At 43.2% G+C, this 15440-nt stretch carries 14 protein-coding genes; 12 read left to right on the top strand and 2 right to left on the bottom strand.

The genetic code is table 11. The annotated features are described in order from the left end of the window. Positions 1 to 26: 26 nt before the first annotated feature. The 12 genes from ABIL39_02620 to purM all read left to right on the top strand — a co-directional run bounded on the left by ABIL39_02620 (position 27) and on the right by purM (position 13375). A complete protein-coding gene (locus ABIL39_02620; protein ID MEO0165014.1) occupies positions 27 to 758 on the top strand; it encodes a geranylgeranylglyceryl/heptaprenylglyceryl phosphate synthase in 732 nt (243 codons plus the stop codon). A gap of 19 nt (positions 759 to 777) precedes the next feature. Continuing rightward, a complete protein-coding gene (gene purD / locus ABIL39_02615) occupies positions 778 to 2067 on the top strand; it encodes a phosphoribosylamine--glycine ligase (GenBank protein MEO0165013.1) in 1290 nt (429 codons plus the stop codon). After that, the gene (locus tag ABIL39_02610; GenBank protein MEO0165012.1) at positions 2064 to 3119 is read left to right on the top strand and encodes a Sua5/YciO/YrdC/YwlC family protein; all 1056 of its coding nucleotides are present in this window, start codon (positions 2064 to 2066) and stop codon (positions 3117 to 3119) included. Before purD ends, ABIL39_02610 begins: the two co-directional genes overlap by 4 nt. Continuing rightward, entirely contained in the window at positions 3116 to 4594 is a 1479-nt protein-coding gene (locus tag ABIL39_02605; GenBank protein MEO0165011.1) for an FAD-dependent thymidylate synthase, read from the top strand. The genes ABIL39_02610 and ABIL39_02605 overlap by 4 nt, the downstream gene beginning before the upstream one ends. 9 nt (positions 4595 to 4603) lie before the next feature. Continuing rightward, positions 4604 to 6301, top strand: a complete 1698-nt coding sequence (recJ, locus tag ABIL39_02600) for a single-stranded-DNA-specific exonuclease RecJ (GenBank protein ID MEO0165010.1) — start codon at positions 4604 to 4606, stop codon at positions 6299 to 6301. Beyond that, positions 6285 to 6902 (top strand): polyphenol oxidase family protein, encoded by a 618-nt coding sequence (locus ABIL39_02595; protein MEO0165009.1) that lies wholly within the window; start codon positions 6285 to 6287, stop codon positions 6900 to 6902. Before recJ ends, ABIL39_02595 begins: the two co-directional genes overlap by 17 nt. A 134-nt stretch (positions 6903 to 7036) precedes the next feature. Further along, positions 7037 to 8293 carry a transcription termination factor Rho gene (gene rho / locus ABIL39_02590; GenBank protein ID MEO0165008.1) on the top strand — a complete coding sequence of 419 codons (1257 nt, stop codon included), beginning with the start codon at positions 7037 to 7039 and terminating at the stop codon, positions 8291 to 8293. Positions 8294 to 8307: 14 nt separating this feature from the next. After that, positions 8308 to 8538, top strand: a complete 231-nt coding sequence (gene rpmE, locus ABIL39_02585) for a 50S ribosomal protein L31 (protein ID MEO0165007.1) — start codon at positions 8308 to 8310, stop codon at positions 8536 to 8538. A gap of 8 nt (positions 8539 to 8546) precedes the next feature. Further along, a protein-coding gene (gene prfB, locus ABIL39_02580; GenBank protein ID MEO0165006.1) for a peptide chain release factor 2 occupies positions 8547 to 9672 on the top strand; the annotation gives its coding sequence in 2 pieces (ribosomal slippage) (positions 8547 to 8630 and positions 8632 to 9672; 1125 coding nt in all). A gap of 29 nt (positions 9673 to 9701) precedes the next feature. Next, positions 9702 to 11423, top strand: coding sequence for a hypothetical protein (locus tag ABIL39_02575; GenBank protein MEO0165005.1), 1722 nt, complete (start codon positions 9702 to 9704; stop codon positions 11421 to 11423). After that, entirely contained in the window at positions 11413 to 12384 is a 972-nt protein-coding gene (locus ABIL39_02570; GenBank protein MEO0165004.1) for a DUF4388 domain-containing protein, read from the top strand. The genes ABIL39_02575 and ABIL39_02570 overlap by 11 nt, the downstream gene beginning before the upstream one ends. Positions 12385 to 12397: 13 nt before the next feature. Next, positions 12398 to 13375 (top strand): phosphoribosylformylglycinamidine cyclo-ligase, encoded by a 978-nt coding sequence (gene purM / locus ABIL39_02565; GenBank protein MEO0165003.1) that lies wholly within the window; start codon positions 12398 to 12400, stop codon positions 13373 to 13375. Here purM and ABIL39_02560 read toward each other — a convergent pair. Together ABIL39_02560 and ABIL39_02555 are read right to left on the bottom strand one after the other, a co-directional pair. Further along, on the bottom strand, positions 13372 to 13572 hold the full coding sequence (locus tag ABIL39_02560) for a hypothetical protein (GenBank protein ID MEO0165002.1): 201 nt from the start codon (positions 13570 to 13572) through the stop codon (positions 13372 to 13374). The genes purM and ABIL39_02560 overlap by 4 nt on opposite strands. 40 nt (positions 13573 to 13612) lie before the next feature. Then, positions 13613 to 15322, bottom strand: coding sequence for a peptidylprolyl isomerase (locus ABIL39_02555; GenBank protein MEO0165001.1), 1710 nt, complete (start codon positions 15320 to 15322; stop codon positions 13613 to 13615). Positions 15323 to 15440 lie beyond the last annotated feature (118 nt).

Genomic DNA, 15440 nt, shown 5'->3' with positions numbered 1-15440 from the left:
CCAAAATCGGGTTATAATCATCCGTAATGGGATACTCCAGGGTCTGGAAAAGACTGCTCAATGAAAAGCCGGGGATAATCGCCCTTTTTGATCCCGATCGCGTTTTTAACCATAATCTATCCCGTCTTACCCGTTTTGTCTCAAATTGTGGGGTGAAGGCAATCCTCATTGGTACCTCCTTGTTAAAGAACGAAGATTTTGATGGTTTTGTTAAAAAGGTGAAAAAAGAGACATCCTGTCCGGTGCTCCTGTTCCCTGGAAGTTCGCATCAGATTTCTAAATATGCAGATGGCATATTCTTTCTCTCCCTTTTAAGTGGACGCAATCCTGAATTCTTAATCGGAGAACATGTGAAATCCGTTTTCTTAATTAGATCCTATGGTCTGGAGGTGATCCCGGTCGGGTATATCCTCATCTCCTCCGGGAATTATACGGCTGTGGAATACATATCCAATACCAGGCCCATCCCCCGGGATAAACCGGAGATTGTGGTCGCCCATGCCTTAGCCGGTGAATATCTGGGAATGAAGGCGATATATCTGGAGGCGGGAAGCGGTGCTGATCAACCCGTACCCGAAGATGTGGTCAAGGAAGTGAAAAAATACATCTCCATTCCCCTGATTGTGGGTGGTGGAATAAAGACTGAAGCTGACGCAAAAAGAATATTAGCTTGCGGTGCGGACTTTCTTGTATTAGGCAGTATCATTGAAAAGGCACCGGCAAAATTTAAAAAAATTACCAAAGCGATTAACGCCTAATTGAAAACAAAGGAGTCCTATGAACATTTTAGTCATCGGTAGTGGTGGAAGAGAACATGCCCTAATTTGGAAGATTCATAAATCCCGCCGCGTGAAAAATCTCTATGCCGCACCAGGCAATCCGGGCATGGCAAAAATTGCTACTTGCGTAAATATCCTACCCACAGATATCAATGGCTTGGTACGGTTTGCCAAAGAGAAAAATATCGACCTCACCGTGGTCGGCCCGGAATTACCCCTTTCGTTAGGGATTGTGGATGAATTTAACCGCCATGGCTTGAAGATCTTCGGACCGAACAAGGCGGCAAGCCGGATTGAAGCAGATAAATCCTTTGCCCGGGAGTTTATGGCTCAGTACAATATACCTTCGCCGAAGTTTCAAATTTATGACAGTGCTGCCCAGGCGCTGAAATACCTAAAGACCACCAATACCTTTCCGGTGGTAGTGAAAGCCGCGGGGCTCGCGGGTGGTAAGGGCGTATTCATTGTCAATAATAAGAATGAATACGAGAGGATTGTTGACGAAATTCTCGTGCAGCATAAACTCGGGGAAGCGGGTAAGAAAATCGTCGTGGAAGAATTTTTAACTGGTCAGGAATGTTCGATCTTCGTGCTCACCGATGGTTTGAGAATTTTATATCTACCTTCGGCTCAGGACCACAAACGCCTTTACGATGGCAATCGGGGACCGAATACTGGAGGAATGGGAGCTTATTCGCCCTATCCTACCAGCAAAGTCGTGAGCGATTTCATCCGGGAAGTAATCATCCAGCCCACCATCCTCTGCATGCATGAGCAAGGATTTCCTTTTAAAGGAGTCCTCTATGCCGGACTGATCCTCACCCCCTCCGGTCCCAAGGTGTTGGAATTCAACTGTCGTTTTGGAGATCCTGAAGCCCAGGCAATGATCCCTTTGATCGAAAATGATATTGTGGAACTTTTCCTGGGTGTGGTGGAAAATAATCTTCAGGATTTACAGGTAAAAATAAAAAATCTGTGGTCGATCTGTGTAGTCCTGGTCTCTGCCGGATATCCATTTGATTACAAAATCGGCGAGGAAATCCAGTTCAAAGCACCCCTTGAAGCTAACACCCTTCTTTTCCATGCCGGGACGAAAATAGAAGATGGAAAACTTGTCACTGCTGGTGGTCGGGTGTTAAATGTAGTCTGCACTGCAGATAACCTGAGGATCGCCAAACAGAAGGTTTATGATGAAATTAAGAAAATCCACTTTAACGGGATGTTCTACCGGAAAGATATCGGCAGCAGTGGTATGAAAAAGATGAAGCGAAAGCGGAAGACGCGGTGATTATAAAGCTCGCAGATAATCCAGATATCTATAAAAAAATCGCCGAGACTCTTGATGGTAATGGAGTTGTTGCTTTACCCACCGATACGGGCTATGAACTCGCTGTCCAGGGCACAAGTACAAGAGCACTCAATCGCCTTGGTGCATTAAAGATAAATCAGGAACCACCCACTTTTTTCATCGCCCGGAGTCAATTATCCCGGTATGCGGTGCTCACTAAAAAGAAGATAATCGATTATTTCCTGCCTGGATCCCTTGGTGTGATATTGAAAAAAAAGTCATCGGCACCACTCGGGTTGGGTGAAGAGAAAATTACGGTGCGAATCCCCGATAATAAGTTTATAGTTAACCTGCTTGACTATTATCAAAAACCGATAGCCACAATTGAAACCGCTGCAACCCCCTCAACCATTGCTGGGCAATTTCCCGATATTGATTTAATCGTCGACGCCGGGCCACCGAATGATGGGAAAAAGATCACAGTCGTGGATCTGACTCATAAGATACCGATCCTGAAAAAAAAGGGTGGAGTTTCACTTCTGGAGATCGAAAAAATCTTTGGTCGGCTCATTAAAATTGACCCTGCCCTCAAATTCCACCTACTCCTGGTTTGCTCTGGGAATTCCTGTCGTAGTCCCATGGCTGCCGGAATTATAAAAACAATGGTGGATGAAAAATATGTAGAAATAAAATCTGCCGGTACTGCAGCAATCGATGGTTTACCGGCAAGTGAAAATGCCCAGTCCGTGGTCCGGGAATTTGGCGGTGATATATCCAGCCACCGTACCCGTTATCTTACCCGCGAAATGGTCGCTGAAGCCGACCTGATTCTGGTTATGGAGTATAAACATTATGAGACCATAATCGAATTATCCCCTGAGGCTGCAGTCAAAACTTTCCTTTTAAAGGAATATAAAAGATTCCGCAAATACCGGAACGAAGTATCAGATCCTGTGGGCAAAGACCTTTCGGTTTATCGCGACACCGCCCTGGAGATGTATCCATCATTAAAGTTTGTAGCAAAAGAAATAAAAAAGCGACTGCTGTTATGAAGGTTGTGCTCGCAGGATACAATATCGATACCACCTTGATCAAAACATGTAAGGAAAAGACGGAAGGTAGTATCTTCACACCGGAAACCATATCCGCGGCCTATGCCCGGATCAGTCGGAGTCCAAAATCGGTAAGCAACTTACGGAAAGAAGCACTGCAAGAAGTCGCAAAGGCACGTGCTTCCAATCAGCGTATCATCTTTGAAATGGGGCATCATTCCATTGCCGAACATGCGGTCTTTAATTTTGATATCATGGGTATCTCCCGCCGGGCGGTTGAGGAGATCGAAAAATTTCGCCTCTGCTCCTACACCGAGAAATCGCAACGCTATGTCACTCTCAAAGGTGATTATGTGATCCCTCCCGAGATCAAAAAATCAACTTTAATAAATGATTACTGTCGGATCATTGAAGAACAGAATCGTCTCTATAAAGTATTATTGGAAAAACTCAAAGCCTTCAGATTGAAGGATATATCCGGAACGCCCGCTCCCCGGGTTTTAAAACAGATTGAGAATGCAGCAAAAGAAGATGCCCGGTATATTCTCGCGCTGGCAACCCAAACTCAACTAGGGGCTACGATAAACGCTCGGAATCTCGAATTGATGCTCCGGCGCTTTGCCAGTCATCAGCTTGAAGAAATACGCACCCTGGGCAAAAGATTATACCAACTGGTCAAAAATATCGCTCCCTCGATAATCCTCTTTTATAAGGCAAACGATTATGATGCCCGGACCTACTTAGATTTGGAAAAATATTGTTCTTCGATAAAAATTTTTGATTCCACGGATGAAAGCGGGGTCACCCTTGAAGACTGGACCGAAGATGGTGACGACAAAATTTTAGGAGCGCTTCTCTTTCGGGTAAAGAAAGGGAGTTATCATGATTGTTTGAAGGCGGTGAAAAAACTTTCTCCTCAGGCAAAAATCGCCATGTTCAAGCAAACCTGTCAGTATCTTGAGCTTTACGATGCCGTTCCCCGCGAATTTGAAATGGTGAATTATACATTCTCCGCAGTGGTATCAGGCGGATGCTTCGGGCAGTTAAAGCGGCATCGGCTTTTGACCTTGATAACCCAGGACTACAATCCGGAACTGGGCATTACGATTCCTCCAGCGGTTAAGGAGATAAAAATGGAAAAGGCATTTAAGAAAGTGATCAATGAAACGGAAAAGCTCTATTATAGACTAAGGAAAATCACACCATCCGCAGCTTCCTATATCCTCACCAATGCCCACCGTAAACGCGTGCTGATAAATCTCAATCTCCGCGAACTATACCACCTCGTCCGACTGCGTGAAGATCCCACAGCCCAGTGGGATATTCAGAACCTTGCCCGGAAAATGAGTGCCGCTGCCCGAGGGGTTACCCCTATAACCACTCTCTTGCTCTGTAGTAAAACAGATTATCCTGAAAAATATTACGAGTTATACAAAAAATATCCTAAGGTCAACCGCGTCCCACCACCAGGTTAAAAAACAAACATGTCCATCTGGGTGAGTAGAAATAAAGTTACTAAAGGTGAGGATTTAGTAATCCGGGGAAAAAAAATTCCTGCAGTGATCGTCCAGATTTTACACAACCGCGGCTATCTCACGCCGCAGGCGATTGAAACATTCTTTGCCCCATCAGCGGCGGACCTCTATGATCCGTTTTTGCTCTCGGATATGGAAAAAGCAATCGCGAGAATAATCCAGGCATTGGAAAGAAGGGAAAAGATTTTAATCCATGGCGACTATGATACAGACGGTATAACCGGCCTTGCCCTGCTTTATCGCCACTTAAAAAAATTGGGCTTGGAAGTTGAATATTACATCCCTCACCGTCTCCTTGAGGGATATGGAGTATCCAAAGGAGGAATTGACTATGCATTTGAGAAAAACTGTCGGTTGATGATCACGGTGGACTGCGGCATCACCGCCTTTGAAGAGCTTGAATATGCCCGTGCCAAAGATATCGAAGTGATCGTCTGTGACCACCACCATCCCAAATCAAAACTCCCGAATGCCTGGGCATTACTCAATCCCAAACTTCCACATTGTAACTATCCATTTAAGGACCTCGCTGGGGTGGGAGTTGCTTTTAAATTTTTGATGGCACTTTACCAGCGGCTTAAACTCAAGGTTGAAGATCTGTTCGATGATTGTGACCTCGTGGCGTTGGGGAGTGTAGTAGATGTCGTGCCACTGATTGGAGAAAATCGCTATTTAGTTAAATTGGGATTGAAAAAGATGCAAAAGAGCAAGAAAGTAGGCATCAGGGCATTGATAAAGGTTGCTGGTCTCAGCGGCGAATTGACTGCCTACCATCTGGGTTTTGTCCTCGGACCGCGAATAAATGCCTGTGGACGATTGCGGGATGCCCAGGCAGCGATTGAACTGCTCCTGACCAGTGATGAACAGCGGGCTTATCATTTAGCCCAGGAACTTTCCCATGATAATCAGCAGCGGCAACGGATCGAAGAAGAAATTTTGCAGGAGGCAATATCCATAATTGAAAGCAAGGGTTTGTCCGCTAACCGAGTGATCGTGGTGGGTAAGGAAAATTGGCATGAAGGAGTGGTGGGAATTGTCGCCTCCCGGATTGTAGAGGAATACGCCAAACCCGCGATTGTACTCACCTTTAAGGAACTGAGCGCCAAGGGCTCTGCCCGTTCTGTAGCCGGTTTTGATATTGCCGAGGCGTTGGATTTCTGTTCGGACCTCTTGCTAAAATTTGGCGGGCATAAACAGGCGGCTGGATTGGAATTATTAAAGGAGAATTTAGACCGATTCGTGAATAAGATCAACGAGTATGCCCAAGGATTTGACGATAAAATCTTTATGAAGCGCCATTACTATGACTTAAAATTAGACCTGAAGGAGATAACCGAAGAAGTCGTCTATTTTTTGAAATATTTTGAACCCACCGGGACCGAAAATCCTCAACCGGTATTTTTAGGTGAAAACTTTGAAGTCGTGGGTGAACCGATGGTGGTTGGGAAAGACCATCTTAAATTTTCTCTGCGCAAAGAAAAAGTTGTATTTCCTGCCATCGCCTTTTACCAGGCAGATAAAATTCTATCCCTCATCCCGGGCAAGACCCGGATTGATTGCCTGTATACCATTTTTGAAGATACACTTGTAGGCAAGAAAAAGATTATGTTGAAGATTAAGGAATTAAAAAATGTGGAAGTTAGTTGAAGAGAAAGATTTGAAATATTTTCGTTTTACATACGAGAATAAGGTATTTCTTTATTCCACCCGTATTGGTACGCAGAAATTTCTGGATATTTTTAAACCGCTCTTTCTCAAACAGATTCATTCCGCAATCATCGTCAACATCGATACCGAGACAAAGCGGACTGGAGATGGAATACTTACTGCAGGGAATAAATCGATCGGAGTGAAAATCGCGGATTGTTTGCCGGTTTATATCTTCTCAGGGGATAAAATGATGATTCTCCATTGTGGCTGGCGTTCCATATACAAAGGAATTCTGCGCCGTGCCCGGGGGCTTCTAAAAAATTATCATTATGTGCTGGGTGCGGGCATTGGAGTCTGCTGTTATGAAGTAAAAAACGATGTTGCATCTTTGTATTATGCCCGATATCCTGAGGCTGTGGTCAACAGAAACGGCCGGCTATTCCTCGATCTCAAAAAGGCAGTGCAGTCGGAATTGGGTTTGTCATCGCTGATGGCGGATTTGAATTATTGCACATACTGTCACCCCCATTATTTCTATTCCCACCGCCGCGGGGATAAAGAAAGAAATTATGCTGTGCTATTCTCCACCCGAGAATAGTTTGCCTATTGACAACAATTAGAATTTGGATATAATTGTTTAAGCTTGTGGATTTTGTAAATCTTGTTAACCGATAACCATAACGACCGATTCTCATAGGCCGGTTCTTATTTTACAAAGGAGGCTTAAAAACTATGGAAATTACCGAACTTAAAAAGAAAAAGGTCGCCGAACTCCACCAGATTGCCAAAGAACTGGGGTTGACTAATTATACGGATATGAAAAAGCAGGACTTGATTCATGCAATCATTGAGGCGGAGACCAAAAGGACTGAACTGGTGCCGGTGGAAGGTGTGCTCCAGATCCATCCCGAGGGTTACGGATTTTTACGTTCACCAAATTTCAATTATCTCCAGAGTCCGGACGATATTTACCTCTCCATTTCGCAGATCCGTAAGTTCAATTTGAAAGTGGGCGATAGCATCAAAGGACTGGCACGCCCTCCCCGTGAAGGAGAACGCTATTTCGCCATGATCAAGATTGAATATGTCAACGATATTCCGCTCGCCGAATTTACCGATCGTGTGCTCTTCGACAACCTCACCCCGCTTTATCCCAACGAAAGAATCCATCTGGAAGTAGAAGGACAAAATGACCTTTCCATGCGCATCATCGATCTTTTTACCCCAATCGGCAAGGGTCAGAGGGGGTTGATCGTCTCACCACCCCGGGCAGGAAAGACGGTCATTCTCCAAAAAATCGCCAATTCCATCACCATCAATCACCCGGAAATAAAATTGATTGTGCTCTTGATCGACGAACGACCGGAGGAAGTCACTGACTTTGAAAGGTCGGTCCAGGCCGAGGTCATCTCCTCTACCTTTGATGAGACTCCTGAGCGTCATACCGAAGTCGCAGAAATAATTCTGGAAAGGGCCAAGCGCCTGGTGGAATCAAAAAAGGATGTAGTGATTCTTTTGGACAGTCTGACCCGATTGGCCCGGGCCTACAATGCAATCGTCCCCCACTCGGGTAAGACCCTTTCCGGTGGCCTCGATTCTACGGCGTTACAAAAACCTAAAAAATTCTTTGGCTCAGCCCGCAAGATTGAAGAAGGTGGGAGTTTGACGATCATTGCCACCGCCTTGATTGATACCGGAAGCCGGATGGATGAGGTGATCTTTGAAGAATTCAAAGGCACCGGCAATTTAGAGATGGTGCTGGACCGCCGGCTTTCTGATCGACGAATCTTCCCTGCGCTCGACCTTTATAAATCTGGAACCAGAAAGGAGGAGCTATTACTTACAGAATTTGAATTAAACCGGTTGTGGATATTAAGAAAACTCCTCTCGGAGATGAATACCATTGAGCAGATGGAATTCATCATTGAGCGGATGCAACGGACAAAGAATAATAAAGAATTTTTGGAATCAATGAGTGAGACGGTATAAAACAGGAGGCAACGATGAAAAAAGGGATTCATCCCAAATATGTTCCCTGTGTAATAACCTGTGCCTGTGGTAACCGGATTGAAACATATTCTACAAAAGAAAAAATTTCGGTAGATATATGTTCCCGTTGCCACCCCTTCTTCACCGGCAAGCAGAAGATTGTGGATTCGGCAGGAAGGGTTGAAAAGTTTATCCGTAAATACCAACAAAAGTCTAAGTCATCATCAAAGAAAAAGACGGAGTAAAAATAACAATGAAAAAATCTGGTAAATACATCTCTATCACCATCAATGAAGTAAAGGAATTGAAAAAGAAATACGAAAGCCTGAAGGAGTATCTTTGACCCCGATCGTATCGCCAATCAATTAAAGAAACTCCAGGAAGAAACCAATCAACCCACCTTCTGGGCAAACAAAGAACGTGCCCAGCAGATAATGGCAGAGATTGATCAGAAACAGGAATATTTGGCACGGCTAAAGGAAATTGAAAACGGTTTGACATTTTTAAATGAACTCCTCGAACTCGCTACTGGAGAGGATGATGAACTGCTCAAGGATGCCGAGCAGGAATTAAAAGCGATTGAACAAAAGATCAAAGATTTAGAGATCCAGTTATTATTAGGAGGTGAAGATGATACCAAAAATTGCTTGCTCACCATCCATCCGGGAGCAGGTGGGACAGAGTCCTGCGACTGGGCAGAGATGTTGTTTCGGATGTACACCCGTTATCTCCAGACAAAAAAATTCACTTACCGGATAATTGATCTCTTACCGGGTGAGGTTGCTGGAATAAAGGATGCCACGATTGAAATTCATGGTAAATACGCCTACGGATTATTGAAAGCTGAGACCGGAATCCATCGCCTGGTCAGGATATCCCCTTTTGATGCCAACCAGAAACGACACACCTCATTTGCTTCGGTCTTTGTCTATCCGGAAGTAGAAGAAGTGAGTTTTGAAATAAAAGAAGATGATTTAAAAATTGACACCTTCCGTGCTGGGGGTCATGGAGGGCAGAATGTGAATAAAGTCTCTTCCGCAGTCCGCATCACCCATCTTCCTACTGGTATCACCGTGCAATGTCAGAATGAACGTTCTCAGTATTTAAATAAGATGACCGCCCTGAAAATCTTGAAAGCCCGTCTTTACGATTACTACAAACGTCTTGAGGAAGAAAAATTGAATAAATTGGAAGCACAAAAGACCGAGATTGCCTGGGGACATCAGATCCGTTCTTACATTTTTCACCCTTATAAACTGGTAAAGGACCACCGGACCGGTTATGAAACCACTCAGATTGAGCGGGTCATGGATGGGGAGATCGACGATTTTATCTATGCCTATCTCAAGATGTTAGCAAAAAAATCATTCAATAGTTGACAGGAGAGATAATTCCAGTATAATCTATTATGATAATCATCTTCACCCTGATTTTGGGGTTCAATCGCGATTACCAAAACTTTATCGACTCACCCCGGAGCGAGTCAATATTCGTGACCCTGATGCACAACCGCACAAAACTTAATGATTACAAAAGCGACCCGGTTATTTTATGGTTCTGGCGCAGTCGAACAAATGATCCCCAAGCCGATTCCTTTTTGAAGACCTTAACCATTCCCCGGAATTCCTATCTTGCCGGGGTATTAAGGTGGGAGGCAAAAGATACCAAAGAACTCCAGCAGAAATACGAAAAAATCAAACTGGCAATCCATTTTGACTCCCTGGCGATAGAAAATTTCCTCTCACTTCTTTCCCTGGGGCTCAGCACCCGGAATTTAGGTATTTTAAAAACCGCCTTCTCGCTTCCTATCCTAAAGGATTTTCGCAATCAAATATTCCTTTTAGGGAATTTTATCATGCTTTTATTCCTTGCATTGTTTTTTAATCTATTCGTTTTTCTCTTGATTAAATTTATCTATTATCTCCCGGTGTTAAGCCATCGTTTGGATCCGCTGAAACACAATCTATTTAAAGGTATGCTCGGCTTTGCCTTTTTATTGATTCCCAGCCTTGTATTACGCAATTTTTACCTCACTTTCCTCATTTATGGTATAATCCTTATATTCATCTTTAACACCCAGGAGAGAAATTATTTCCGGCTTTGCCTGTTTTTGCTTTTACTCTTTTCTTTATTTGCCACAATGTTTAACTTTGTGCCTTTTCTTAAAGGCAAAGACAAAACCTATTATCTCTATCAGCTAGTAGCACTGGATAGCGATATCCGGATAAATCCCGAGTCGGAACTGGAGAAAGAAATTTTGGCTTATGCCTATAAGAAACAAGCAATGCATGATGAAGCCCTGGCGTTATATGAGGATTTATACTACAATCTTAATAACCATCGTGTGGATGTTGTAAACAATCTTGCGAACCTTTATGCAATCTACGAGGAAGATGAAAGGGCTGAAGAACTCTACCGCCGGGCAATGGTGAGTGACCGTGGTGAGCCCTATTTCAATCTCGCTCTGTTGAAATATAAAAAGATTGAGTATTTGGCAGCGGGTGAACTCATGGAAGAAGCAAGGAAACGGGGCTGCGTCCGGGCACAGAATGAACCGATAGATATCGTCCCCGAGACAAAAGTATTTTACAATTTACTTTTTACCCCCCATTTTTCTTTCTCAAGTCTCGTCAAAAATTTCCATTGGATTGTGCTGTTATTGGTTTTGCTTTTCACCTTTGTGCCCTCCAAATTTTCCCCACCCTATCGTTGTGCTATCTGTCGTAGACCGGTTTGTCGTCAGTGTGCTGAAGAGGTTGGCGAGGAATTCCACTGTCAGGATTGTATAAATAAACTCAACGCAACAAAAAATGAGGCAATTGAAGAAGAATTGAGACAATCCTTAGGGCGGACACACCGTCTGCTTGACCGTTTTCTGAAAGTATTTTTAAATATCCTACTTCCTGGTGCTGGTTTGATTTATAAGAATAAAAACTTTTTAGGAATGGTGTTTACATTTCTGGCGGTGATCGTTTATATCCCGTTCTTTTTTAAATCGTATCTTATTAAACCCGCGGGCTGGATCGCACTTTCATTGACACCTATAATCATTGTGGTTGGAGTCGTAATTCTCTTCTTTTGCTATCTATTTTCCTTTTTGTTCCTCTTAGGAGGCAACGATGCCGATTGAAGGGGATTTAAAGAGTATCAATTTTGCCAGTATTCTCCAGTTGATTGCACAAGAAAAATTAACCGGCGTTTTAAAGATCAAAAGAAAAAACGAACTGGTAGATATCGGATTTATTGATGGGCAGATCACCGGCGCTTTTTTTGAAAAAGGCGAAAAAACCGAACGCCTGGAAAATTATCTTGTGCGTTCCGGACTCATCAAGAAGAATCTTTTTGAGATGATCAAAGAAATCCATGAAGAGACTAAGCGTCCGATAATGAATATCATAATCGACGACAAATATCTCACAATTGAAGAGATTGAACGGATCATAAAATTCAAAATCCAGGAAGTGATTGATGAAGTATTCACCTGGCAGGAAGGTGAATTCAAATTTGAAGAAGGGGCGGTTATCTATCCGAAAAGCCTCATCAAGATCCGGTTAAATACCGAAAACATCGTGCTGGAGTCAGCACGCCGTTTTGACGAATGGCCTCGAATCGTCAAACAGATCCCTTCGCCTGATCTGGTATTCAAAAAGGTTGAACGACCGGAATTAAAACTGAAACTGCCCGAAGATGAATTAATGGTTCTTTCGCTCATTGATGGACATCGGAGTGTGAATGACTTGGTGGACATCTCAGGTCTGGGGAAATTTCATACCTATTCCTGTCTCTATCACCTTCTTACAACCGGGCAGATTGAACTCGCCTATGCCAAACCCACACCCAAGATCACCCGCCCTAAAAAAGAAATCTCTTTGAAATTTCTCTCTACCCCGGCACTGGTATTGCTATTTCTGGTAATAATTCTGGTGGAAGTAATGCTCGGCAATGCTTTAAAACCTAAGGTAAATTTTTCGTTTTCCTTTTTCAATATTGACTACGGAGAAGAGGATTTATATGACTATAAAAAGGTCTTTTTCTACAAGCATAATCGCATCCCCTCGAACTCAGAGGTAGGAAGGATTTTCCAAGAATAAAAGAGGATATTCTATGTTATACAAAAATGCCGGCGTGGATATCAAGCGCTTGAACTTATTAAAAAAGAAATTCGGAAAACAAATTGTCTCAACCCTTCCCCAGGAATCAACCTTTGGATTATTCGGCGGTATCTATCCGATTGACGATAAACTGCTCATCGCCAGTGTCGATGGAGTGGGGACCAAAATCCTTATTGCCTGTGCAATGGGTATCCATACTACAGTGGGTATGGACATAGTCAACCATTGTGTCAATGACATCCTCACCACTGGTGCCCAACCATTATTCTTTATGGATTATATTGGGTTCTCGGAAGTCAGTGATGCGGTGCTCACTGAGGTGATAAAAGGGATAACCAGAGCCTGCAAAAAAGAAAGGATTGCATTGATCGGGGGCGAGACCGCCCAAATGAAACGGTTTTACCCCCGCGGGGTTTATGATTTGGTGGGTTTTATCGTGGGGATCGTAGATAAAAAGGATTATATCGATCCCCAACGTATTGAGCCCGGAGATATCCTTTTGGGGTTTAGATCCTCAGGGCTCCACACCAATGGCTATACGCTGGCGCGCCGTGTTTTATTCCGCAAATATACCCTCACCACCTATCTTCCAGCACTCAAATGTACACTGGGTGAGGAACTTCTGAAAGTCCATAAGTCTTATCGTCAGATACTGGAACCCAGATTAAAATATATAAATGGCCTTGCCCATATTACCGGCGGTGGATTTTATGATAACATTGCCCGCATCCTGCCTCTGGGGACCGCCGCCGTGATCCGAAAGAAATCGTGGCAGGTTCCGGCAATTTTCAAAATCATCCAGGAGATCGGCAAGGTTCCAGAAGATGAGATGTACCGGGTGTTCAATATGGGCATCGGCATGGTGGCGATAATAAAGCCGCAAAATCTAAAATTTTTTAAAGCCCTAAAGCCTCTGGTAATCGGGGAGATAGTAAAAGGAGATTTTAAAGTCCGGCTTGAGGAAGACTAAAGAGTAAATGGTTCCTGCCCGGTTGGTCGGGCATTAATAAACATCTGGGTAAACCCATATAACTGCATTATCTCTTCATAAAAGAATGTGGCATTGCATTCCGGACAGATATAATCACCTTCTGGATTGACTACCAGATCCACATATTTGGCACTGAAAAGACAATAAGGACATAATATCTTATCAAATTGAGCCATGATCAATTATACCAACTCCCTGTTTGATGTCAATGATAAATTATTCAAAAAATTTATCCCGATTATCGATTATCTGCCGTGGTGTAAAGATTGCCTGACTCAAACTTTGAAAACGTGCCTGACGGAGATACTGGATGTATTTAACCAAACTCGTATCAAAAGGCATGACTCTCTTATTATCGCATCTTATGATATAACCCGCCCATTCGGTCACCAGCGGACGGGAAACCTGTCCGGAATCCAGAGACCCCACCACCCCGGCGAATTCTGGTCCATACCGCATCTCAATTTCGTTCAAACTTAAATTCCGCAATCCTGTCTGCAGGAATAAGGTGGTATCCATTTGTGCCATCCTTTCCAGGGTATTCCCTGTTTGGAGTTGTTTAAAGACATCTTCCAGATATTCTTTGAGCCTCGTTTTTAATCTCTCCCGTTCATACCGAGAGCGGATTATATTCTTCTCATTTTCGTTATTAAGACTCAATACCTTTGCCGGGATTACTGAATCCAGGATAAAGAGATAATAACCGCCAAAACTGCTGAAGGGTCCGATCACCTTTTTGAATTTCAATTTCTTCAATTCCTTTGCGAGTTCTTCTTGATTGCGCACTGGAAAATTCAATCTTTCCGGATTCAAAGGCAGGGTCTTATGAGGAGTGAGATTATATTCCTTAGCTGCTTCTTCAAAGCCCAGTTCTTTTACTGCCCGTTTGAACGATTCAATCCGGTCACCCAATTCTCCCAGGGTTGTAGAAGAAATATCAATTTTAACCTTTGCCGAATATATCAAACCCTTACCGGCACGTTTTATTAACTCATAACCCCGGGAAGTGAGCATTATTTCTGATATTTCGCCATCCTTCAATTTTTTATAAACTTCGGCCTCATAGGGCAAAAGTTCTTTTTCATCCTTGAATCTCTTTTCGACCAGCGTATCGTCTGAAACTTCCCGGGCAACCTTTAAGAAATCCTCGCCTTCTTTCACCCGTAATAAAAGATCCTCCAGCTTTTCCCGGGCCTCCAGCGAATCTTCACTCGAAGGGTATTTTTCAAAAAATACATATTTTAAAATCTTCGTTTCAGGATTGGTAAAATCCTTAAGATGTTTGGTGTAATATTCTTTCAATTCTTCATCGCTAATCTCAACCTTCTCCTTAAGGCGGAAAAGCGGTAGGCTCAAAAATGATAGATCATACTGGACCGCAAACTTCGCCATCGTGAGGCTATCTTCAAAAGGGGAAGCCCAGGCCATGGTGTAAATCAAAGAACGGAGTTTTTCCCGTGGTAATTGCCTTCTTAAATTAAATTCGTATTCCATGAGCCACTGGCGGCTCTGGGGTAATTTGATGAGTTCAAGATATTTATTGTAATCAAATTTTCCGGTGCTATCCTTCATAAAATCCGATTCGTAGATCTCTCGCGGTGGATTGCTTTTAATGATCGCCCAGATTTCTTCATCCACTACTTTGATATTTTCTTTCTTTATAAGGTTATTCCAGATTATCTCTTCGATCATCAGATTCCAGATATCTTCCCGGCTGATATTCTTGATTTCACGCTCTTTATTCTGGGCGAAGCGAATATAATCGGTATAAGCAACCGGAACCCCATCGATATGGGCGATATTGGTCTCCTCACGCTGGGATATACCGGTCACATTGAGCCCCCATTCAAAGAAAATCAAAAGAACAAAGGCAGCCACCACGATGAATAAAATCAACCTGGTATTGCGTCTAAAATTTTGCATCATATTTTTCTCCAGTGCATGGACTATTCTATTTAAAATTGCTAAAAAGTCAACAAGTTAATAATTGACAAATTTCCGATTTTAGTTATAATATCAGGAGATTAAACAGAATCCATTATTT

Source organism: candidate division WOR-3 bacterium (assembly GCA_039802205.1).
Classification (GTDB): domain Bacteria; phylum Hydrothermota; class Tepidihabitantia; order SM23-42; family JAOAFX01; genus JAOAFX01.
This window is presented reverse-complemented; position numbering and strand designations above follow the sequence as displayed.